The 22,486-nt window shown below is 55.8% G+C and carries 21 protein-coding genes; 9 read left to right on the top strand and 12 right to left on the bottom strand.

Translation table 11 applies throughout. The annotated features are described in order from the left end of the window. Positions 1-41 precede the first annotated feature (41 nt). On the bottom strand, positions 42-1,514 hold the full coding sequence (locus tag PMI17_RS16210) for an AlkA N-terminal domain-containing protein (RefSeq protein WP_007890633.1): 1,473 nt from the start codon (positions 1,512-1,514) through the stop codon (positions 42-44). Between the two features lie 158 nt (positions 1,515-1,672). Here PMI17_RS16210 and PMI17_RS16205 point away from each other — a divergent pair, with 158 nt between their 5' ends. The 3 genes from PMI17_RS16205 to pnuC all read left to right on the top strand — a co-directional run bounded on the left by PMI17_RS16205 (position 1,673) and on the right by pnuC (position 4,251). Continuing rightward, complete coding sequence (locus tag PMI17_RS16205) at positions 1,673-2,179, top strand: methylated-DNA--[protein]-cysteine S-methyltransferase (protein ID WP_007890632.1); 507 nt, start codon at positions 1,673-1,675, stop codon at positions 2,177-2,179. Between the two features lie 135 nt (positions 2,180-2,314). Further along, the gene (nadA, locus tag PMI17_RS16200) at positions 2,315-3,376 is read left to right on the top strand and encodes a quinolinate synthase NadA (RefSeq protein ID WP_007890631.1); all 1,062 of its coding nucleotides are present in this window, start codon (positions 2,315-2,317) and stop codon (positions 3,374-3,376) included. 152 nt (positions 3,377-3,528) lie between these two features. Continuing rightward, complete coding sequence (gene pnuC, locus PMI17_RS16195; RefSeq protein ID WP_007890629.1) at positions 3,529-4,251, top strand: nicotinamide riboside transporter PnuC; 723 nt, start codon at positions 3,529-3,531, stop codon at positions 4,249-4,251. On the opposite strand, the gene zitB is transcribed toward pnuC, so the two are convergent. From zitB to PMI17_RS16175, 4 genes are all read right to left on the bottom strand, one after another. After that, entirely contained in the window at positions 4,245-5,204 is a 960-nt protein-coding gene (zitB, locus tag PMI17_RS16190) for a CDF family zinc transporter ZitB (protein WP_007890628.1), read from the bottom strand. The two genes, pnuC and zitB, sit on opposite strands and share 7 nt — an antisense overlap. Further along, positions 5,173-8,259 carry an ATP-binding protein gene (locus PMI17_RS16185; protein ID WP_071531070.1) on the bottom strand — a complete coding sequence of 1,029 codons (3,087 nt, stop codon included), beginning with the start codon at positions 8,257-8,259 and terminating at the stop codon, positions 5,173-5,175. Before PMI17_RS16185 ends, zitB begins: the two co-directional genes overlap by 32 nt. Next, positions 8,241-8,825: a response regulator transcription factor gene (locus tag PMI17_RS16180; protein WP_007890626.1), complete on the bottom strand. Its 585-nt coding sequence runs from the start codon at positions 8,823-8,825 to the stop codon at positions 8,241-8,243. Before PMI17_RS16180 ends, PMI17_RS16185 begins: the two co-directional genes overlap by 19 nt. A 104-nt stretch (positions 8,826-8,929) precedes the next feature. Continuing rightward, positions 8,930-9,295: a YbgS-like family protein gene (locus PMI17_RS16175; protein ID WP_007890625.1), complete on the bottom strand. Its 366-nt coding sequence runs from the start codon at positions 9,293-9,295 to the stop codon at positions 8,930-8,932. Between the two features lie 300 nt (positions 9,296-9,595). On the opposite strand from PMI17_RS16175, the gene aroG reads away from it, so the two are divergent. Continuing rightward, complete coding sequence (gene aroG / locus PMI17_RS16170; RefSeq protein ID WP_007890624.1) at positions 9,596-10,648, top strand: 3-deoxy-7-phosphoheptulonate synthase AroG; 1,053 nt, start codon at positions 9,596-9,598, stop codon at positions 10,646-10,648. Between the two features lie 61 nt (positions 10,649-10,709). Here the strand turns inward: aroG and gpmA are convergent, their stop codons facing one another. From gpmA to modE, 6 genes are all read right to left on the bottom strand, one after another. Continuing rightward, a complete protein-coding gene (gene gpmA / locus PMI17_RS16165; RefSeq protein ID WP_007890623.1) occupies positions 10,710-11,462 on the bottom strand; it encodes a 2,3-diphosphoglycerate-dependent phosphoglycerate mutase in 753 nt (250 codons plus the stop codon). 149 nt (positions 11,463-11,611) lie between these two features. Continuing rightward, complete coding sequence (galM, locus tag PMI17_RS16160; RefSeq protein ID WP_007890622.1) at positions 11,612-12,646, bottom strand: galactose-1-epimerase; 1,035 nt, start codon at positions 12,644-12,646, stop codon at positions 11,612-11,614. Further along, positions 12,640-13,788: a galactokinase gene (gene galK, locus PMI17_RS16155; RefSeq protein ID WP_007890621.1), complete on the bottom strand. Its 1,149-nt coding sequence runs from the start codon at positions 13,786-13,788 to the stop codon at positions 12,640-12,642. The genes galM and galK overlap by 7 nt, the downstream gene beginning before the upstream one ends. Beyond that, a complete protein-coding gene (gene galT / locus PMI17_RS16150) occupies positions 13,789-14,832 on the bottom strand; it encodes a galactose-1-phosphate uridylyltransferase (protein WP_007890620.1) in 1,044 nt (347 codons plus the stop codon). A gap of 348 nt (positions 14,833-15,180) precedes the next feature. Beyond that, positions 15,181-16,653, bottom strand: coding sequence for a molybdate ABC transporter ATP-binding protein ModF (modF, locus tag PMI17_RS16140; protein ID WP_036621567.1), 1,473 nt, complete (start codon positions 16,651-16,653; stop codon positions 15,181-15,183). Between the two features lie 76 nt (positions 16,654-16,729). Then, positions 16,730-17,512: a molybdenum-dependent transcriptional regulator gene (gene modE, locus PMI17_RS16135; RefSeq protein ID WP_007890617.1), complete on the bottom strand. Its 783-nt coding sequence runs from the start codon at positions 17,510-17,512 to the stop codon at positions 16,730-16,732. 118 nt (positions 17,513-17,630) lie between these two features. Here modE and PMI17_RS24920 point away from each other — a divergent pair, with 118 nt between their 5' ends. The 4 genes from PMI17_RS24920 to modC all read left to right on the top strand — a co-directional run bounded on the left by PMI17_RS24920 (position 17,631) and on the right by modC (position 20,437). Continuing rightward, entirely contained in the window at positions 17,631-17,789 is a 159-nt protein-coding gene (locus PMI17_RS24920; RefSeq protein ID WP_007890616.1) for an AcrZ family multidrug efflux pump-associated protein, read from the top strand. 127 nt (positions 17,790-17,916) lie between these two features. Then, positions 17,917-18,690, top strand: a complete 774-nt coding sequence (gene modA, locus PMI17_RS16125; protein ID WP_007890615.1) for a molybdate ABC transporter substrate-binding protein — start codon at positions 17,917-17,919, stop codon at positions 18,688-18,690. Continuing rightward, entirely contained in the window at positions 18,687-19,379 is a 693-nt protein-coding gene (gene modB / locus PMI17_RS16120; RefSeq protein WP_007890614.1) for a molybdate ABC transporter permease subunit, read from the top strand. The genes modA and modB overlap by 4 nt, the downstream gene beginning before the upstream one ends. Next, complete coding sequence (gene modC / locus PMI17_RS16115) at positions 19,379-20,437, top strand: molybdenum ABC transporter ATP-binding protein ModC (protein WP_007890613.1); 1,059 nt, start codon at positions 19,379-19,381, stop codon at positions 20,435-20,437. Before modB ends, modC begins: the two co-directional genes overlap by 1 nt. A 56-nt stretch (positions 20,438-20,493) precedes the next feature. Here modC and PMI17_RS16110 read toward each other — a convergent pair whose 3' ends face one another. Continuing rightward, positions 20,494-21,312, bottom strand: a complete 819-nt coding sequence (locus tag PMI17_RS16110) for a pyridoxal phosphatase (RefSeq protein ID WP_007890612.1) — start codon at positions 21,310-21,312, stop codon at positions 20,494-20,496. Positions 21,313-21,460: 148 nt separating this feature from the next. Between PMI17_RS16110 and pgl the strand changes: the two genes are divergently transcribed. Next, on the top strand, positions 21,461-22,456 hold the full coding sequence (pgl, locus tag PMI17_RS16105) for a 6-phosphogluconolactonase (RefSeq protein WP_007890611.1): 996 nt from the start codon (positions 21,461-21,463) through the stop codon (positions 22,454-22,456). The last annotated feature ends 30 nt before the right edge of the window (positions 22,457-22,486 follow it).

Here is a 22,486-nt window from a genome sequence, read left to right as displayed (position 1 = left end):
ACTTTACGCAACCGCCCGATCCTTTCGGCTGTTGGCACGGTTTAATTACTTTTAATGACCTTAACCGGCGTCAGACTTTTCCAAATATGCAGCACAGCATAGCTGCGCCACGGTCGCCAAACCTGTGATAACTGTTCCGCCACTTTGGCACTCACACCGCCGAGATTATTACGAATCGCGATATCCTCTTTCGGAAACGCATCCGGCCAACGCAGAGCGCGCATCGCAATATAACTCGCCGTCCACGGCCCAATCCCTTTCAGCGCCAGTAACTGTTGCTGAACCACATCAGGATTCACCGCACCGTTAAACCGCAAAGCGCCAGAAGCACACGCCTGCGCCAAAGCCTGAATGGCTTGTGAACGCGCACTGACAATTCCGAGGCTGGCGATATCATCAATGCTTGCCGCCGCCAGCGTCTCCGCATTGGGTGGCAAACGAGACAGCTCTGGCCACGGCGTTGCCAGCGATTCGCCAAAGCGTTGTGCCATACGACTGCTCAACGTCGTTGCGGCTTTCACGGTAACCTGCTGGCCGAGTATCGCACGCACACCTAGCTCAAAGCCGTCAAACGCACCAGGAACGCGTAAACCGGGAAAGCGCGATAAACTCTCCGCCAGTAGCGGATCGTGGCTCAGATGCTCTGCTATACGCTGTGGTTGCGCATCCAAATCAAACAGATCGCGCAGACGACGCAGTAGGGCGGGAAGCACCGGCGTCAACGACGTGGTGAATTGCACTTTCAACGACTGTTTCTCAGCAAGATGGCTCACGCGCACCCAGCCGCGACAATTGCCTAACGCCACGGTGCGGTGGTAAATGCCGTCGTTTACCCATTCCACCTCTTTCATCACGCGCTGCTGTAGAAAATCGAGTATTTCGTCCCAATCATAAGGCGGGCGATAACTCAGGCGCAGCTCGGCACTTTCCTGAACGGGAGTGACAGAATCGGGTTGGCTCTGCTTGCGTAAGCGGGAAGGTGTCATGCGATAACGTGCCTGAAACACATCATTAAAACGCCTCAGACTACGAAAGCCGCTCGCGTAAGCGATTTCCGTCACTGGCAGCGAGGTTTCAGTTAAAAGTTGCTTAGCGAGCAGCATACGGCGCGTCTGACGCAATTCTAATGGCGACACACCTAGCTCATGCTGCACTACTCGACGGAGTTGGCGCTCACTTAGGTCAAACTCGCGAGCAATCTCTGCGAGCGTCTCCTGCTCCTCCAGCAAACCTTCTTCGATGCGTCGAATCAAGCGATCGGCAATGCGATGATGACTGTCCACCGGTGCAAAGCCTGGCGCCAGCTCAGGGCGGCAACGCAAACAGGGGCGGAAATGCGCTTTCTCGGCGGCTTCAGCGCTGCTAAAAAACAGGCAGTTCTTCTGCATCGGCGCTTTCACCGGGCAAATGGGCCGACAATAAATGCCGGTTGACGTCACGCCAACGAAAAACAGCCCGTCGAAGCGACTATCGCGCGAGGTCAGCGCCTGGTAAGCAATTTCAGGATCAAACATCATGATCTCCAGCAAATAAACCGCATGGTCGCGCAAGCTGAACAGGAAAACTCGCTGCTTTCGGACAGCTAACCAGTTTATGCTGATGACCGAAAACAGCCAGTTTCTCAGGTTAGAAGTGCGATAATCGCCAACAGAGATTACGTCGGAGGTGCACTATGTATCATGCCAAAATTATCGCCACCCCTGTTGGGGAGCTCACGCTTATTGCTACTGACAACGGATTGTCGGCCATTCTGTGGGAAAACGAAGGTGCGCAGCGCGTACCGTTGACGCCGATCAGCCATAACGATCAACACCCCATTCTCTGTGAGGCGGAACGCCAGCTGCGCGAATACTTCGCTGGCGAGCGCCAGCAGTTTGATATGACATACGACACGGTTGGTACCGAATTCCAGAAAAAAGTCTGGCATGCGCTACTCACGATTCCGTTTGGTGAAACCCGTAGCTATCAGCAAATCGCCGTTCAAATCGGTAATCCCAAAGCGGTGCGCGCGGTAGGTGCGGCGAACGGTAAAAACCCGCTGTCGATTATGGCGCCGTGCCATCGCGTGATTGGCAGCAACGGAAAACTGACCGGCTTCGCGGGCGGTCTCAGCGTTAAAGCGTTCCTGCTGGAATTGGAAAGCCCACAGAAATCTATGAGCAGCGTATTGTTGCTATAGGGCGCGCAAAAAAGAGACGACACTCTCGCGCAATTCCGCTATCGTGTTTAGCATATAAAACACGATGGCGGTTTTGATGCCGCATCATTGCCGTAGTAGGCAATTTTGTTAAATTGAGAAAACGAGAGCCGTGTCATGAGCCTGATGTTTGATCCTGAAAGCGCAATCTATCCTTTCCCGCCGAAACCGGCACGTCTCAGCCACGATGAAAAAGCCCACTATAAGAACGAAATCAAACGCCTGCTGAAAGAACGTGATGCGGTGATGGTGGCGCACTACTACACCGATCCCGAAATTCAGGCGCTGGCGGAAGAGACCGGCGGCTGCGTGTCGGACTCACTGGAAATGGCGCGTTTTGGCAGCACGCATCCGGCGAAAACCTTGCTGGTGGCGGGCGTGCGTTTTATGGGGGAAACCGCGAAAATCCTCAGCCCGGAAAAAACCGTACTGATGCCCACGCTGCAGGCCGAATGTTCGCTCGATCTCGGCTGCCCGATTGAAGAGTTCAATCGCTTCTGCGATCAACATCCTGACCGCACCGTGGTGGTGTATGCCAACACTTCAGCGGCAGTCAAAGCGCGTGCGGATTGGGTGGTAACATCAAGCATCGCGGTTGAGCTGATTGAGCATCTCGACAGCCTCGGCGAGAAAATTATCTGGGCACCCGATCGCCATCTTGGCCGTTACGTCACGCAGAAGTCCGGCGCCGATGTGCTGTGCTGGCAGGGCGCGTGCATCGTGCATGACGAATTCAAAACCCAGGCGCTGCAACGCATGAAGGCACTCTATCCGGATGCGGCGGTGCTGGTGCATCCTGAATCACCACAGGCGATTGTCGATCTGGCCGATGCGGTGGGCTCCACCAGCCAGCTGATTCAGGCGGCGCAAAGCTTGCCGCATCCACAAATGATCGTCGCCACCGATCGCGGTATCTTCTACAAAATGCAGCAGGCGGTGCCGGAAAAAGAGTTGCTGGAAGCGCCAACCGCCGGCGAGGGCGCGACTTGCCGCAGCTGCGCGCACTGTCCGTGGATGGCGATGAACGGCCTGAAAGCGATTGCTGAAGGATTGGCGCGCGGCGGCAGCGAGCATGAAGTCCACGTGGGCAGCGCCTTGCGGGAGGCCGCGTTGCGACCGCTCAACCGCATGCTATCCTTTGCAGCAGATCTCAAACTTAAGGTAAGAGGGAACGCATGACGCGCACCCTTCATATATACCCGTCATACTTCGAGTTGCAGATGCGTTGGCTGCACTTATTCACCCCAGTCACTTACTGGAGTAAGCTCCGGGGGATTCATTCGCTTGCCGCCTTCCTGCAACTCGAATTATTTAGGGTATAGGTACCTAATATGGACTTCTTTAGCACGCAAAATATCCTGGTTCACATCCCGCTCGGCGTGGGCGGCTACGATCTCTCATGGATTGAAGCCGTCGGCACCGTCGCGGGCCTGTTGTGCATCTGGCTTGCCAGTCTCGAAAAAATCATCAACTACTTCTTCGGTCTGATTAACGTCACGCTGTTCGCGGTGATCTTCTTCCAGATTCAGCTCTACGCCAGCTTGCTGCTGCAGCTGTTCTTCTTCGTCGCCAACGTCTATGGCTGGTACGCGTGGAGTCGGCAAACGTCCAATAACGAACACGAGTTACGGATTCGCTGGCTGCCGCTGCCGAAAGCGTTGGGCTGGGGGGCGGCATGCGTGGTGGCGATTGCCTTGATGACGGTGTACATCGATCCGGTGTTCGCCTTCCTGACCAAAACCGCGGTGGGCATCATGCAGAGCATGGGACTCAACGTGGCGATGCCGCAGCTACAGCCCGATGCGTTCCCATTCTGGGATTCGTGCATGATGGTATTGTCGATTGTGGCGATGATTCTGATGACGCGTAAATACGTTGAAAACTGGCTGCTGTGGGTGGTGATCAACGTGATTAGCGTGATGATTTTCGCCCGTCAGGGCGTGTATGCGATGTCGCTCGAGTACGCGATCCTGACGCTGATTGCCCTCAACGGTTCGCGCTTGTGGATGCAAAGCGCACGCGAACACGGCTCGCGTGCGCTATCACATCAGTGATGGTGATGGGCATGTCCTTCCAGCGCAGCATGATCATGCTGCGCTGCATGACTTTCTAAACCGAGTTCGCAATCTGGTCCGCTACAGGCTTGATACTCCATCTGCACCGTGGCGTGAGCAATTTGATAGTGCTCGTGCAAATAGTGGTGAATACGTTGCAGCAAGCCGTCATGGTCGTAAGGCGGTATCACCTGCACATGCAGCGTCAGCACCGGTTTTTCACCGACTTGCCAAACGTGCACATGATGCACATTACGCACCTCATCAATATTGCGCGTCAGCTCGCGCGACAGCTTATCGGCATTGATATGGCCTGGCGCGCCTTCCAGTAACTCATGCAAACTCTCACGCAGCAGCGACCAGGCGCTGCGCACCACCAGTAATGACACCAGCAGCGAAAGAATCGGGTCAATCGGCGTCCAGCCAGTCAGCATAATGATTACGGCGGCGACAATTGCACCAACCGAACCGAGTAAATCGCCGAGCACGTGCAGCGCTGCAGCGCGCACGTTGAGATTTTTCTCTTCACTGCCGCGATGCAGTAGCCAGAATGACAGCAGATTAGCGAATAATCCGGCAATGGCGATGCCTAACATCAAACCACCGGCAATCGGCTGTGGCTGATAGAAGCGACGCAGTGCCTCCCAGACAATCAGCACGGTAATTACCAGCAGCGCGATAGCGTTAACGAACGCCGCCAGCGTGGTCAAACGCAGCAGACCAAACGTATGACGCGCATTTGGCTTGCGCTGGGCAAACTGTACGGCCAGCAGCGCCATCAGCAGTGCGGCAGCATCGGTCAACATATGTCCGGCATCCGCCAGTAACGCCAGCGAACCTGAAACCAGTCCGCCAATCACTTCGGCCACCATAAACAGCGCGGTCACGCCAAATGCGGCCGCCAGTCGCGTGCGGTTGCCGTTAGCTGAGCCGTGAGAATGAGTGTGTGCCATAATTTTCCAGTTGTTTTAGTAACCTGTTTGTTAATGATATCAGTAAATTGAGATTATCAACCTGCAACTGTTGCTGTTTAGCCTGCACAATCAGTTGCTGGCAGCGCTCGGCTACCTCCTCCATACCCAACATCAACCAGCTGCCCTTCATGCGGTGCGCCGCCTGTTCCAGTAAGGACCAGTTCTGGGTCGCGCGCGCGTTAAGCAGCGCATCACGATCCTGCTGTAGGGTACGTTGCAGAGTCTGGCAAATGCGCGGAATAAACGCTTGATTATTCTGCGCCAGAATCAGCAGGCTATTTGGCAACGCAGCCAATGGATCCATTGCCGCTCGCGCCAGCAGCGGTGCCAGATGATCGAGCTCGATCGGTTTTAACAGTAATGCTTCATCATCCTGCAGCGTCATTTTCAGCAACTGTACATCGGCAGAGCAGAGCACGCGCAGCACGTTTGTGCCACGCTGGCGCTGACGACGGCGCAGAATGCGCAGCAGGGTTAAACCATCCGGGCGCGGCATCATCTGGTCGATAAACAGCATATCAAACGGCTGCCTGTCATCTGCCTGCAGCAGCGCTCGACCCTCTTCAAACACCATTGCTTCCACGCCAAAGTTGGCCAGCTGCTGCTGCATCACTAAAAGATTGGTGGGATGATCGTCAACGATCGCCACGCGCAAATGGGAATAGCGTGGCCAGCTTGCTGTGCGCTCGGTTGATGGCGCTTCACTCAGCACCAGCGGCAATTGCACCCTAACCGTGGTGCCGAGTCCCGGCTGCGAAGTCAGCGTCAGCGTGCCCCCCATGCGTTGCACGATTTCGCGGCAGATAAACAGCCCCAAACCGCTGCCTTGCACGGCATGGCTTTTGCCGGACGGCGCCTGGTACCACGGCTCGAACAGCTGCGCTTGCTCGCTGAGCGGAATGCCGCTGCCGCTGTCGGTCACCGTCAGCTGTATATCTTCCTCGACCGCCAGCGACAGGCGCACTTCGCCTGCGCGGGTAAATTTTAGCGCGTTGGCCACCAGATTATTCACCACCTGCTGCAGGCGATCGCCATCCAGCAACACGCAGGCTGGTAGCGGCGTCAACGCTTCAGCAATCAGCACTGGCCCGGTGTCACGCATCAAAGGATGATAAAACTGCTGCTGTTGCTGTAGCCAGTGCACCAGATTAAGCGGGCGTGGCGCCAGGCGGAAGCTCTGACTCTCAATGCGTGCGTGATCCTGCAGATCGTTCAACAGGGCCATCAGCGATCGCGCGCTACTGTGCATCAGCGCCAGGCGTTCGCTCGGATGCTGCTGCTGTTCCAGCTCCAGCAAACCGAGAATCGCCTGCATCGGCGTACGCAGCTCATGACTGGCGGTGGCGAGAAACTGGCTCTTGGCAGCGTTAGCGCGCTCGGCCTGTTCGCGCTGCAGCCGGTCGCGGCGCTGTTGCCAATAGCGACGCAGCAACAAGGCTAATAGCAGCAAAATCGTCATGCCGGCGACGATCAGGATCATTAACGGAATATTGCGCATCGCCATGCTGTTACCCGGCTGTGGCGGCTGTGACCAGCTCACGCGCATCTGGTTGAGCGTGTCGGGGGGAATCTGTTGGAGTGCATGATCGAGCAGCGCACGTAACTGCGGTTGTGCAGCACTGACCTGCGGCGCCAATGGCCAGGCAATATCGCTGGCGGCAAACGCCAGATGAACGCGATTATCCTGATGACTCGCCATGCGCCAGCGCGCTGACAGCACGTTATCCACTAAGGCATCGATCTGACCACTGTTCAGCGCCTGCCACAGCTGTGCGCGATCCTCAAACAGCTGTGGCACCATGCCGGGTGGCAACAAACGCTGGGCTAAATCTGCGCGCACGATGCCAACGCGCTGGCCTTGCAGGGTTTGCCAGTTCATGGGTTGCGAAGTGGAAAGGGTATAAATGCCCCAAATGGCGCGCCAAACCGGCAAGGTATTGCTGTTGGCATCGTCGCCAAACAGCGGCTGAAACAGTTTCAGCATCACCTGCTGTTGTTGCATTAACGTGGTGGCCTGTTGCGGATTGCTAACCCAATGCGGCGTAAAGCGCAGGCCGGTGCTTTGGCTGAGCGCATTGAGCAGATCGATACCAAAGCCGCGAGCATTGCCATTGCTATCGCGATAGCTCCACGGGGCGTTATCTGCTTCAACGGCGTAAGGGATGTCAGTATGCTGCGCCAGCCACTGCTTTTCGCTGGCTGAGAGCATCAGGGTTTGTGTGTCCTGATAGCGCAACAGCGGCGGGCTCCAGCGCTGCTGTACGCGATTGCTGAACTCGGCGGGCAGCAGGCGCAGCTGGCTGTTGAGCCAGTGAATCAGGGCTTGATCGCGCGCCAAAGCGCGTAAGGTTAACTCGCTGGCGCCGGGATCGGCGGTAATCTGATAAATCTGTCCCTGCTGCAGCTGGCCGAGCAAAAAGCCCGCGCTGGCTTCGTCAGCCACCAGATAATCGCTCTGCTGATTCAGCAAGGCATACAGCGCCTGCAGATCACCCGGCAGGCTATGCCAGCGGTGCTGCTGCACAAAATCGGCTGGCAGTTGGGCCAGCGTGGCTTCAGCGATAGTGAGCTGGGCGGTCTCGCTATTGAACATCACCGCGCGCTGGTTATCGCGGTTGCGATAGATGCGAATCGGGCTGCTGTACCAGCTGTCGCTAAGCAGAATATCGGGCGGCAGGTGTGTGTGTTCGGTGCTCAACACCAAATCCACCTCGCCGCGCTGCAGCGCCGCCAGCTGCTGACTACGATCCGCATAGCTTTGCAGCGTAAAGTGGGTGCCGGTCAGTTGGCTGAGAGCACTAAGATAATCAGCATCAATGCCCCAAATGCGATCGCCGATCCGCATCGCCCATGGGGCGCTATTTTGCGCCGGAACCGCGACGCGCAACGATGCACCGGGCCATGGCTCAGCATGCGGCGCAGGCATCATGGCGGGCAACATCACGCTGCTGGCGGGTTGCAAATCGGCTCTCGCCAGCAGACTCAGCAGTAACGTACACAGCAACAGCCAAATCCTCACTGCTGCGCTTTCCACAGTTCGGCGAGTTCTATCACCGATTGCACGCCGGTTTTCTCCAGAATATTTTTCTTGTGGGTGCTTACGGTTTTATTACTGATATGCAGCTGTTCGCCAATCTGCAAATTCGACAATCCCTTCACCAGCAGCGCCACAATTTGCTGCTCTTTCTCGGTTAAAGGCAGTTCGATACGTTCTGGCAGCGGCGGGAAGGCTTGTTGGCCGCCGAGCACCGCCAAAATGGCACTGAGCAGTTGCGCCATACTTTGGCTCTTTACCACATAACCGGCGGCACCGAGCGATACCGCACTGAGCAACGTGTGGCGACTCTGCTGTGCCGAGTAGATCAATACCGGACATTGCTGATTGCGCAGGCGTAAACGGCGCAATAGCTCCAGTCCGTCGCAGTCCGGCAAACCGATATCAAGCACAATCACATCAATGTGATGCAGCTGAAGCAGTTGGCGCGCTTGCGCTTCATCGCCAGCAGCGTGAATTTTTAAGGGGATGGGGGCGTGAGCACTCGCCGCTTCCAGTGCGACGGCAACTAACGGATGATCATCAATAAGCAGCAATGAAGCCATGAATCAGTTCCTGTGAATTTCATTGCTCCAGCATAGCGGAAAAGGGCAGGGGGAAAAATAAAAGGGAGAGCCGAAGCTCTCCCTTATTTAAACTGCTGGTAACCTTATTGCGCGGTGCCGTCAGTTTTATGTTTCACGTGGCCGCCACTTTCTTTAGTGTCGACTTTCTTATTCATATCCGGGCATTTGCCGTCTTTACACATACTGTTTTTGTGAACCTGGCTGGCTGACATATTGCTTGAATCAGTGCCTGAGGTTGCCGCGCTATTAGTATTGGTGCTGCCATTGTTGATTTTGCTGTTATCAACGTTATTCGGTGGCAGGTTCTGTTTTGCATCGCCCGCTGCTGCGCCCGCTTCAGCTGCAGCATTAGCCGCGCCATTATTGTCTGAAGAGTTATCTGCAGCCATAACCGCACCACTACCTAAAGTCATCGCTGCCGTCAGAAAGATAATTGCAAACTTATTCATCATTATGCTCCAGTAATTAATGGATAGTTGCCGTCAAACACCGGCTGGTGTTGTGTGACGAAAATAGCGTGCCGCGATGGAATAAAATTCCACCTTATACGCTTCGCTTAAATATTAAATTTTGCAAACACATCAATCCTTAGTGCTTACATTTAAAAAGCTTAGTGCATGGAAATATAAATGCAAATTTGAGATGTACATTTTAAGACGGGTACGTAATTTACACCCTCCCTGTGAAGGGCTAAAGTGGGCGGGTTGCGCCCGACGGACGTTGGGCCAGAAATTTGAATGGAATGACGTATGGATTACCAGAACGACGATTTACGCATCAGAGAGATCAAAGAGTTACTTCCTCCTGTTGCCTTACTTGAAAAATTCCCCGCCAGCGATAAAGCGGCTGAAACCGTAGCGCAGTCACGCCAGGCAATCCACCGCATCCTGCATGGCGAAGATGATCGTCTGCTGGTGGTGATTGGTCCTTGCTCGATTCACGATACCAAAGCGGCGAAAGAGTATGCCGCTCGTCTGCTGCCACTGCGTGATGAGCTGAAAGACGACCTTGAAGTGGTGATGCGCGTTTACTTTGAGAAACCGCGTACCACGGTGGGCTGGAAAGGGCTGATTAACGATCCCTTCATGGATGGCAGCTTCCAGATTAACGATGGTCTGCGTCTGGCACGTAAGCTGTTGGTGGATATCAATGATATCGGCTTGCCGGCGGCAGGTGAGTTCCTCGACATGATCACGCCACAATATATGGCCGATCTGATGAGCTGGGGCGCCATTGGCGCGCGCACCACCGAATCGCAGGTGCACCGTGAACTCTCCTCCGGTCTTTCCTGCCCGGTTGGTTTCAAAAATGGCACCGACGGTACCATTAAAGTGGCGATTGACGCGATTGGTGCAGCCAGCGCGCCTCATTGCTTCCTCTCGGTGACCAAATATGGCCACTCAGCGATTGTGGAAACCAGCGGTAACGAAGATTGCCATATCATCCTGCGCGGCGGTAAAGAGCCGAACTACAGTGCTGAGCATGTGGCAGCGGTGAAAACCGGTCTGGAGAAAGCGGGCCTGCGTCCGCAGGTGATGATCGACTTTAGCCACGCCAACAGCAGCAAGCAGTTCCAGCGTCAGATGGTGGTTGCCGATGACGTTGCGCAGCAGATTGCGGGCGGTGAGCAGGCGATTACCGGCGTGATGATTGAGAGCCATCTGGTGGAAGGTAACCAGAGCCTCGAAAGCGGCAAACCGCTGGTGTATGGCCAGAGCGTCACCGATGCCTGCATTGGCTGGGAAGACACGGAAAAAGCCCTGCGTCAGCTGGCGCAGGCGGTGAAACAGCGCCGCGGTTAATCGCGACGTGCAATAAAAAAGGCCAGACTCGCGTCTGGCCTTTTTGCGTTTCAGCGTTCGCTTACTTGGCTTTACCCTGGTTTGCAACGGCTGCTGCTTTCGCAGCGATCTCGTCAGCATCACCCAGATAGTAACGTTTGAGCGGCTTGAAGTTTTCGTCGAACTCATACACCAACGGCACGCCAGTTGGGATGTTCAGTTCGAGGATTTCATCTTCGCTCAGGTTGTCGAGGTATTTAACCAGTGCGCGCAGTGAGTTACCGTGTGCGGCAACGATCACTTTCTCACCGCTCTTGATGCGCGGCAGAATGTTTTCGTTCCAGTACGGGATTACGCGTTCGATGGTCAGCGCCAGGCTTTCGGTGGTTGGCAGCTGTGCATCAGTCAGTGAGGCGTAACGCGGGTCGTGGCCTGGGAAACGCTCATCAGCGCGATCCAGTTCCGGTGGGGTGATGGCAAAGCCACGACGCCACTGTTTAACTTGCTCGTCACCGTATTTTGCTGCGGTTTCCGCTTTATCCAAACCTTGCAGCGCACCGTAGTGACGCTCGTTTAGACGCCAGGTTTTCTCAACCGGCAGCCAGGCCTGATCCAGCTCATCCAGCACGTTCCACAGGGTGTGGATAGCGCGCTTCAGCACGGAAGTGTAAGCGAAATCAAACACGAAACCTTCTTTCTTCAGCAGCTGACCGGCTGCTTTGGCTTCCGTGCGACCTTTGTCAGACAGGTCCACGTCGTACCATCCGGTGAAGCGGTTTTCCTGGTTCCACTGGCTTTCGCCGTGTCGCACCAGTACCAGCTTAGTTACGGCCATAGCTTTACTCCTTAATGCTCGATTTACGATTAGTATTGAAACCGGCTGCGGCCACCGAGAAGCGGCTCACTAATAGCGCCATACCATAGCGGAAAACAGCGCACTGCGTAAGCCTGTCGGCAGCGCAGTGCGCGTTTTTCATCCGGCGGCTAGTGCGACGTGAAGCGATAACGCGTCACGGACTGCCAGCTGTCGCCGGGTTGCAGCCAGCAATCGGGCTGCGGCCATTCCGTATGATTGGGCGAGTCCGGTAAAAATTCACTTTCAAGAGCAATGCCCTGGAAAGCAGTATAGCTGTCTTGCTCACGGGCGCGTGTTCCCGCCAGATAGTTACCGGTGTAGAACTGCAGCGCCGGCGCAGCGGTAAATACGCTCAACTCCAGCTTGCCATCGGCAGACCACAAATGGGCGGCGGGCTGGCTGCTGTCGCCAGCGGTGTTGAGTAAAAAGGCATGGTCATAGCCCTTCACCGCTTTTTGATCGTCATCAGCAAGGAACTCATCGGCAACGCACTTCGGCTGGCGGAAATCAAAACTGTTTCCCGCCACCTCTTTCAGCGGCGCGTTGGGGATGCCCTCGCTATCCACCGGCAAGTAACGATCGGCGTGCAGTTGTAAGCGATGCTGGCGCGCATCACCATGATGCGCATCAAGATTGAAGTAAGCATGGTTGGTCAGATTGACCGGGCAGGGCTTATCCGTCTTCGCTTCATAACGAATCGACAGGCAATTATCATCATCAAGCTGATAGATCACGTCAGCAATCAAATTGCCGGGATAACCCTGATCGCCATCGGGCGAATCAAGGCGATAGTGCACCTCGGTTTCGCTCTGGCTGAGAATCTGCCAGCGACGCTTATCAAATCCTTCTGGTCCGCCGTGCAGCTGATGCGCGCCCTGGTTGGCGGACAGCAGCAGATTGAGCGGCTTAAGTTCTGCCGAGGCAATACGGTTCGCGTAGCGGCCAATGGTTGCCCCAAGATAGGCATCCTGATGCAGATAATCTGATGGCGTCGCGCAGCCGAGCAGCGCTTCACGCACGCTGTGATCGCGCATCGGTACGCGCGCCGACAGCCAGGTCGCCCCCCAATCCATGAAGGTTGCGACCATGCCGTTGCGATTGCGTAGTACAGTGATGCGCCATGGTTGCCCGTCTGGCGCGTGTGAATTGATATCACTTACCATTGGCCAGCTCCTGCGGACGCTTTGCACACGTAGAAGGTCTCTTTAATGCCGGTTTGCGCTTCATATTTTTCGGCCACTACCGCTTTCACGGCATCGACCAGATCGATCGGCATCAGCGCCACGATGCAGCCACCGAAACCACCGCCGGTCATGCGCACGCCGCCGCGCGGACCGAGCTCGGCTTTGACAATCTCAACCAACTGATCGATTTGCGGTACAGTGATTTCAAAATCATCACGCATTGAAGCGTGGGATTCAGCCATCAGTTCGCCCATGCGCTTCAGATCGCCCGCGCTCAACGCATCCGCCGCTTCCAGCGTGCGCGCATTTTCCGTAATGACGTGACGCACGCGCTTCGCTACTAACGCATCCAGCTCACCTTCGGAGGCGGCAAACTCTTCCAGCGTGATGTCACGCAACGCGGGTTTGTTGAAGAAGCGGGCACCGGTTTCACACTGTTCGCGACGCGTATTGTATTCGCTGCCCACCAGGGTGCGCTTGAAGTTGGAGTTGATGATCACCACCGCGACATCTTCCGGCATCGATACCGCACGCGTGCCGAGTGTGCGGCAATCCAGCAGCATGGCGTGATCGGGTTGGCCAAGTGCCGAAATCAGCTGATCCATAATGCCGCAGTTACAGCCTACAAACTGGTTCTCGGCTTCCTGACCGTTCACCGCAATGGCGGCGCCGTCCAGCTTCAAGGCATACAGTTGCTGGAAAACCGTGCCTACCGCGACTTCCAGAGATGCCGATGAACTCAAGCCTGCGCCCTGTGGCACGTTGCCGCTGATCACCATATCCACGCCGCCAAAGCTGGCATCGCGTTTCTGCAGATGTTTCACCACGCCGCGCACGTAGTTGGCCCACATCGGCTCTTTTAACGGCTCAATGGGCGCGTCCAGCGAGAAACTGTCTTGCTGATTGTCGTAGTCGACCGCAATCACGCGCACTTCGCGGTCATCGCGTTTGGCGCAGGCAATCACTGTTTGGTAATCGATGGCGCAGGGCAGCACGAAACCATCGTTATAGTCAGTGTGTTCGCCGATCAGATTCACGCGGCCCGGCGCCTGAATGCTGTGCGTAGGTTGATAGCCGAAGGTGTCAGCGAAAACCTGTTGAGTAATGGATTTTAAAGACATTTATTGCGCCTCGCGGAAATGGACATCGCTGACAGAACGCAGACGTTCAGCTGCCTGTTCCGCCGTTAAATCACGTTGGGTTTCGGCCAGCATTTCATAGCCAACCATAAATTTGCGTACCGTGGCTGAACGCAGCAGCGGCGGATAGAAATGGGCATGCAACTGCCAATGGTCATTGGCTTCACCGTTGAACGGTGCACCGTGCCAGCCCATCGAATAAGGGAAGGAGCACTGGAACAGATTGTCGTAGCGGCTGGTCAGCTGCTTGAGTGCCAGCGCCAGATCGGTGCGCTGCGGCTCGGTGAGATCGGTAATGCGTTTTACGTGGGCTTTTGGCAGCAGCAGCGTTTCAAACGGCCACGCGGCCCACCACGGCACTACCGCTAACCAGTGCTCAGTTTCTACCACCGTGCGGCTGCCATCGTTCAGCTCGCGCGCCGTGTAATCTACCAACAGCGGTGAGCCTTTTTCATCAAAGTAACGTCGCTGATTGTCATCTTCTTTTTGCGCTTCGTTTGGCAGGAAACTGTTGGCCCAAATCTGGCCGTGCGGATGGGGATTCGAACAGCCCATCGCCGCACCTTTGTTTTCGAACACCTGCACCCAAGGATAGTGTTGGCCGAGGTCGGCGGTCTGTTCCTGCCAGGTACGGACAATATCTTCCAGTCCGCTCAGCGGCAGTTCTGGTAGCGTTTTGCTGTGATCCGGCGAGAAGCAGATTACGCGACTGGTGCCGCGCGCACTTTCGCAGCGCATCAACACATCGTCGCTCTGCGGCGCGTCGGGGGTATTGGTCATCAGCGCGGCAAAATCATTGGTGAACACGTAAGTGCTTTTATAGTTGGGATTGATGTCACCGGTGATGCGGGTGTTTCCGGCACAAAGGAAGCAGTCGGGATCGTGTGCCGGTAACTGCTCCAGTGCCGGCGTTTCTTGCGCACCTTGCCACGGACGCTTAGCGCGATGGGGTGAGACCAGCACCCATTGATCGATCAATGGGTTATAGCGGCGATGCGGATGATCGACCGGATTAAATTTTTCCATGATGAGTCCTGGTAAACGGCAAACAGATAAACAAGGTTTTGATCAAAGTAGCACAAAGACCCGCGTGAAAGCGTGATCCAGTCTGGATAAATGGTATCGTTTACACAAGGTGACGATTCTCATTTTGTGGGGTTGTTGCGTGTGATTGTTGATTTACCAGGCAATGAAATGGTAGCGGTTACATTGCCTTTATACTTCGGGCTGCAGCTGCGTTGGCTGCGCATGTGCGCCCCAGTCACTTACTTCAGTAAGCTCCTGGGGACTTACCTGCTTGCCGCCTTGCTGCAGCGCGAATTATTTTGGCAATGGCAAAGCAATTAGACGCCCGATAAAAGCGTCAGAAGGGAATTAACGTAGTGTTTCCTGCAGGAAACCGTAACCTTGCTCTTGCGCGACAAAACTCAGGCGATGAGTGATGCACTGCGGAGCATCTTCGGCGTGATGTGACACAAATAATAGCTGCGTGCGGCCTTCGCCAATCAGCACATCGACAAAACGGCGCACCAGCTGGCGGTTAATCGGATCCAGCCCTTGCAGCGGTTCATCGAGGATCAGCAGCGTCGGGTGTTTTACCAGCGCACGCGCAATTAGCACCAGCCGCTGTTGTCCCCACGACAAACTGTGGAACGGCGCATCGGCCAGCTGATTATCCATCCCGAGCAGGGCCAGCCACTGGCGTGCCAGCGCTTTTTGCCGATCCGACACCGCCTGATACAGGCCAATGGAATCAAAGAAACCCGAGAGCACCACGGTGCGCACATTGCAGCTGACACGATAATCAAGATGCAGGCTACTGCTGACGTAACCGATGTGCTGCTTGATATCCCAAATGGTTTCACCGCTGCCACGGCGGATGCCAAACAGCGTCAAATCATTGCTGTAGCCTTGTGGATGATCGCCAGTGACTAAACTGAGCAGGGTGGATTTGCCCGCGCCGTTCGGCCCGGTAATCTGCCAATGTTCGCCAGGATTCACCTGCCAGCTCAGGCCATTAATCACCGCTTTATCGTTGTAGGACACCACCCCGTTACGCAGAGTCACGCGCGGCGCATCCTCAGCTAATTGTGGCAGTTGATCAGGTTGATCCGCTTCCGGCAGCGCCATGCCAGCCAGCTGCTCACTGTGCGCCAGCTGTGCCACCAGCGCTTCGGCCAGCACGGCACGACGCTCGCCCACATGCGTCAGCGTGCATTCGGCCAGCACGCCCACTTTCTCAACGAAATCGGGAATATCGTCAAAACGATTAAGCACCAGCACCACGCTGTAACCGTTGCGGTGCAAATCGTTGAGGGTGTTTGCCAGGCTGGCGCGCGACGCCACATCCAGTCCATCAAAAGGCTCATCAAGAATGAGCAGATCGGGCTGCGCCATCAGCGCCTGACACAGCAGCGTTTTGCGCGTCTCGCCAGTGGAGAGATATTTGAAGCGGCGATCGAGCAGATAAGTGATACCAAACTGCTGCGCCAGTGCCTGACAGCGCGTCTCGTCTTTCACCTCGTCCTGAATGATTTGTGCCGCAGTGCGGCCCGTATCATCTTCGCCTTCACTGAGCATATCGGTGTTATTGCGTTCCCACTCATCGCTGACCAGCTGCTGGAGCTGCTCCAGCGACAGGCGCGTACGGCGCTGAAAATTCTGCTGCACGCTGCCTTTACCGGGCAGCAGCTCGCCGGAGAGCGCGCGCGCCAACGACGATTTGCCGCTGCCATTGGCGCCGACAAAAGCCCAGCTTTCGCCGCTGTTAAGGGTTAAATCGTTGAGTGACAGTGCTCGGGTGGCGCTAAGGTGAAATATGCCTTGCGAAATTTGCAATGAAGCCATGATGTATTCCGTTTTATGCATCGTGTTGCTCAGTTTTAGCCAGCGATGCAGGTGAAGTCAAATCATGGTGGAGATTTCAGAGCAGTGTGGCGATGATGGCGTGTTCAGCATTAAAACTGGCGGTGACGCTGGCGCCAGGCTGCAGATTCTGCTGTTTAACCTCATCGTTAGTGACGGTGGCGCACAGCGTTTCGCCGCTTGGCAGGGCCATCAATACTTCACTGACCTGCTCGCCGGGTTCGATGGCACTAATCTGCGCGGCCAGCTGGTTATCGCTGCTGCCTGCCGTGCTGCTAACCTGAATCCACGGCGCTTTAATTAACACCAGCACCTCTTTACCGCTGTCGAGCTGCAAACGTTCGGCGCTGCGCTCGGTGATCGCCACCTGTAAACGTGTGGTGCCGTCGGCGAGCAGTACCTCAATGTGCTGCTGCACCTGTTGATGGTCGCTGGCTAGCACCGTGCCAAACAGCTGGTTGCGTGCGCTGGTTTGCAGCGAAAAACGCGCAATCGCCGCTAACAGGCTATCGAGCGGTAAACTGTCGCTTTGTAACGCGTCAAAGGCTTTCTGCTGAATCTGTTCCATCAGTTGGAAAAGCTGAATCAGCCGCTCACCATACTGCGTCAACTGCGCGCCGCCGCCGCCTTTGCCACCGGTGGCGCGATCAACTAAAGTTTGATCGGCCATCTGATTCATCTCGTTGATCGCGTCCCAGGCGCTTTTGTAGCTGATGCCCGCCAGCTTTGCGCCCTGGCTAATGGAGCCGGTTTGCTGCACGCGTTTCAGCAGCTCAATACGGCGCGGATCGGCAAACAGCTTCTGCTGAAGACGAATATGAAGAGAAAGTTCTGCCTGCATGTCAGCTCCTTAGGTTAATCCGCTCAGTTTACTGCTTAAAAGTAAAAGCACGAAAAGGGCAGTGCGTTTTTTTCTCTAACCGTTACAATCACTTTTTTATTTTCTGCGTGAGGTTTCCATGCTGGAACTGTTAAAAAGCCTGGCTGTGGCTATCATCATGGTGCCGATTGTGATGGCGATTATGCTCGGTCTGATTTACGGCCTGGGTGAAGTTTTCAACGTCATCTCTAAATTTGGCCGCCGCGACGATCGTCCCGCCAACAGCTCGCAACACTGATTTCCCAACGCCCGCACCCTGCGGGCGTTTTGTTATTAACTTCCGTAAAATCCTGCCGATAACTATCTCATGACGCATTTGTGCCGACGTTGTATTATCAAATATATAACGTAACAAGGAGCAACAAATGCAAAAAAATCATTACCGTTTGGCTGCTGTCACTGTACTGACGCTTTCTCTGGCCGGTCAGGCGGTTGCTGCGGAAAAAATCACCGTGTTCGCGGCCGCGTCACTGACGAATGCGTTGCAGGAGATCGCCACGCAGTATCAGAAGAAAACCGGCGTTGAAGTGGTCTCTTCATTTGCCTCTTCATCGGTGCTGGCGCGTCAGATTGATCAGGGTGCGCCTGCCGATCTGTTCATCTCCGCCGACCAGCAGTGGATGGACGATGTGGTGGCAAAAAACAGCGTGGTCACCAATACGCGCTATACGCTGCTTGGCAACGATTTAGTGCTGATTGCCCCAAAAAGTGATGCAGCCAAAGCGGTGACCATTGATAGTAAAACCGACTGGAAAAGTCTGTTGAAAGGCGAGCGACTGGCGGTGGGCGATCCCGATCACGTACCGGCCGGGATTTATGCCAAAGAAGCATTACAAAAACTGGGTGCGTGGGACGCTTTATCCCCGCAGCTGGCGCCGGCCAATAACGTGCGTGCCGCGCTGGCGTTGGTAGAGCGTAATGAAACGCCTTATGGCATTGTCTATGGTTCGGATGCGGTAGCCAGTCAGAAAGTGCAGGTAGTGGGACGTTTCCCGGAAGATAGCCACAAGCCGGTGGAATATCCGATGGCGATCGTCAAAGAACATCAGAACGCAACGGTAACCGCCTTCTATAACTATTTGCAGGGGCCGGATGCCGCTGCCGTATTTAAACAGTATGGATTTACGCCGAAGAAATGATATTGAGCGATCCCGAATGGCAGGCCGTGTTTCTCAGCCTGAAAGTGTCCTGTGTAGCGGTGCTGTGCAGCTTGCCGTTTGGCATCATGATGGCCTGGATTCTGGCGCGCTGCCGGTTTCCGGGCAAAACTTTGCTGGATAGCCTTGTTCATCTGCCCTTGGTGCTGCCGCCGGTAGTGGTGGGCTATCTGCTGCTGATCGCCTTAGGCCGACGCGGTTTCATCGGCGAATGGTTGTATGACTGGTTCGGCTTCACTCTCGCTTTCAGCTGGCGCGGCGCAGTCGTCGCGTCGGCGGTGATGGCCTTTCCCTTGATGGTGCGAGCAATTCGCCTCGCGCTGGAAGCGGTCGATAGCAAGCTGGAGCAGGCGGCACGCACGCTCGGTGCCGGGCGCTGGCGCGTGTTCTTCACCATCACCATTCCGCTCACCTTGCCGGGTATCATTGTCGGTACGGTGCTGGCTTTTGCTCGCTCGCTGGGCGAATTTGGCGCCACAATCACCTTTGTTTCCAACATTCCCGGCGAGACGCGCACCATTCCGTCGGCGATGTTTACCTTGATCGAAACGCCAGGCGCCGAAGGCACCGCTGCGCGACTGTGTGCGGTGGCCATTGCGTTGGCGCTGATGTCACTGGTGGCTTCTGAGCTGCTGGCGCGCTGGGGCCGCAAGCGGCTGGGAGCGGCGTAATGCTACATCTGCACATTTCTCAGCAGTTGGGTGATCACCTGCTCGACGTTAACGTCAATATTCCCGCTAGCGGTATCACCGCCATTTTTGGTGTGTCGGGCGCGGGGAAGACCTCGTTGATTAACGCGATTGGTGGATTGACCCAGCCGCAAAGCGGGCGCATTGAATTGAACGATCGTTTGCTGTTTGATTCAGCATCGCGCGTGAATTTGCCGCCGGAAAAGCGTCGCATCGGCTACGTATTTCAGGATGCGCGGCTGTTCCCGCACTATCGCGTACGCGGCAATCTGCAATACGGCATGGCACCGTCGATGAAGTCACAGTTCAACGCGCTGGTGGCGCTGCTCGGCCTTGAATCGCTGTTAACGCGCTATCCGGCATCGCTGTCGGGCGGCGAAAAACAGCGCGTGGCGATTGGCCGCGCCTTACTCACTGCGCCCGATATTTTGCTGATGGACGAACCGCTGGCGTCGCTGGATCTGCCGCGCAAACGTGAACTGATGCCCTATCTGCAAAAGCTGGCGAAGCAGGTCGATATTCCGATTATGTACGTGTCGCACAGCCTCGATGAAATCCTGCAGCTGGCGGATAACGTACTGGTGCTGGATGCGGGCCAGGTGAAAGCCTTTGGCTCGCTGGAGAAGGTATGGAGCAGCACGGCAATGCGCCCCTGGCTGCCGCTTGCCGAGCGCACCAGCGTGCTGCGCGTACAGGTGCTGGAGCAGCATCCGGATTACCCGATGACGGCGCTGTCTCTGGGCGATCAGCATATTTGGGTCAGTCGCGTGAACCAGCCGCTGAAAACACCGCTGCGCATTCGTATCGCTTCAGCCGACGTTTCGCTGGCGCTGCAGCCGCCGCACAATACCTCGATCCGCAATATTTTGCCGGCGCAGGTTGTCGAGCTGCTGGAGATTGACGATCAGGTGGAGGTAAAACTGCGCATCGGCATTAGCGAGCTGTGGGCGCGCATTTCGCCGTGGGCGCGGGATGAGCTGGGCATCCGGCCCGATCAGTGGTTGTATGCGCAGATTAAAAGCGTGTCGATTGCGGCATGATTTATTGCACGGTTTGATAAAATCGGCGCAATAAATTGCGCCGCTACATCCTATGGTTACAGGATTTCCTGGTTTATCACTTCGGCGATGCCCGGCTCCAGATTGGTGCCAATCACTTTTTTGGCGCGTGCTTTGATGGCGTCATCGGCATTGCCCATCGCCACACCTAATCCTACTTGTTCCAGCATGCTGAGATCGTTGTAGTTGTCGCCAAATGCCAGCACGTCTTGCATGCTGAAGCCCTGACTTTCCACCCACTGCGCCAGACGCTTGCCTTTGCTGTTGCCGCCTTTGGCGATATCCACCTGATCGTGCCACGACCACTCACAGGCCAGCCCCAATTCCGCTTCGGTGCGCTCGGCAAACTGCTGCAGCGCACGCGTATCCGGATGCGACAGCGCGAATTTCCAGATCGAAGTGGCTTCCATTGCGGCCTGCGCCAGACTGGGCACCTGCAGGAACAGCGGACGCTGCGCTTCCGGCAGCGATTGCGCCCAGTTTAGCGTTCGCGTTACATGACCTGTTGGCGTCTGATACAGCATCGCATCATCAACATACAGCAGACCATGGATGTTCTCTTCATCCAGCATCTCAATCACACGGGCGGCTTTGTTTTTCTCAAGCGGATCGGCAGCCAGCACCTTTTTCGCCGGATAATCATACAAATAGGTGCCATTACAGCAGATCGCGGGTGTATCGAGCTTAAGTGCCTGATAAAAAGGGTGGATGGCGCAGTGGTGGCGACCGGTAACGATCAACACTTTCACGCCCGCCTGTTGTGCGCGGGCCAGCGCTTCGATGGATTCAGGCAGAATGGTTTTATTCGGGGTCAGCAGGGTGCCGTCGAGGTCAAGGGCGATTACGCGGTAGCTCATTACACTTTCCGTCCGGGAGTTGGCAAAGCATTGAGTCTACACCCGGCAGCGGCCCTGAGACAAAAAACAGGGCACAAATGAATCCAGCGCGACAAAATGAAACGCGCTACAGTTATCCCTTTCATCAGGCAGCGAATAAGGAAAACGCATGAAACAAGTCGTGTATACCGCCAGTCCCGAGAGCCAGCAGATCCATGCCTGGCAGTTGCAGGAAGATGGCGCACTGACGTTATTGCAGGTAACGGATGTTGCCGGCCAGGTGCAGCCAATGGTGGTGAGCCCGAAGAAAGATTTTCTCTATGTGGGTGTTCGTCCGAATTTTCGCGTGCTGGCGTTCCGCATTGCGGCCGACGGTACCCTGAGCCTGGCCGGTGAAGCGCCGTTGCCGGGCAGCCCAACGCACATCTCTACCGATCGTCACGGCAACTACCTGTTCTGCGGCTCGTATAACGATGCCTGCGTCAGCGTCAGCCCCATTGGTAGCGATGGCTTGCCGCAGGCACCAAGCCAGGTGATTAACGGCTTAGACGGTTGCCACTCGGCAAACATCGACCTGAACAATCAAACGCTGTTTGTACCGGCCTTGAAGCAGGATCGTATCTGCCTGTACCAGCTGAATGCTGACGGCACCCTGGCACCGCGTGAGCAGGCGCAGGTCACCACCGTTAAAGGCGCGGGTCCGCGCCATATGGCTTTCCACCCGAATGGCGCATATGGCTACGTGGTGAACGAACTGGATAGCACGGTCGATGTCTGGGCGCTCAACAACGTGCACGGTCAGGTTGAGCGCGTGCAAAGCCTCGATATGATGCCGAAAGATTTCAGCGATACGCGTTGGGCGGCTGATATTCATATCACGCCAGATGGACGCTTCCTCTATGCTTGTGACCGCACCAGCAGCACCATTACGGTGTTCAGCATCAGTGAAGATGGTGCCGTGCTGGCGATTGAAGGCTTCCAGCCAACTGAAACGCAGCCGCGCGGTTTCAACATTGACCATAGCGGCCAATATCTGGTGGCGGCGGGACAGAAATCGCACCATATCGAAGTGTATAAAATTCAGGAGCGCGGCCTGCTGAATCCGCTGGCGCGTTATGCGGTAGGACAAGGCCCGATGTGGGTGGTGATTCACGCACTGGGTTAATCAATCAAAAACGGCGCCGAGGGCGCCGTT

The sequence above is a fragment of the Pantoea sp. GM01 genome (assembly GCF_000282675.1).
Classification (GTDB): Bacteria; Pseudomonadota; Gammaproteobacteria; order Enterobacterales; family Enterobacteriaceae; genus Pantoea; species Pantoea nemavictus.
The sequence above is the reverse complement of the archived record's forward strand: the minus strand, read 5'-3'. Positions and strand labels throughout refer to the sequence as shown.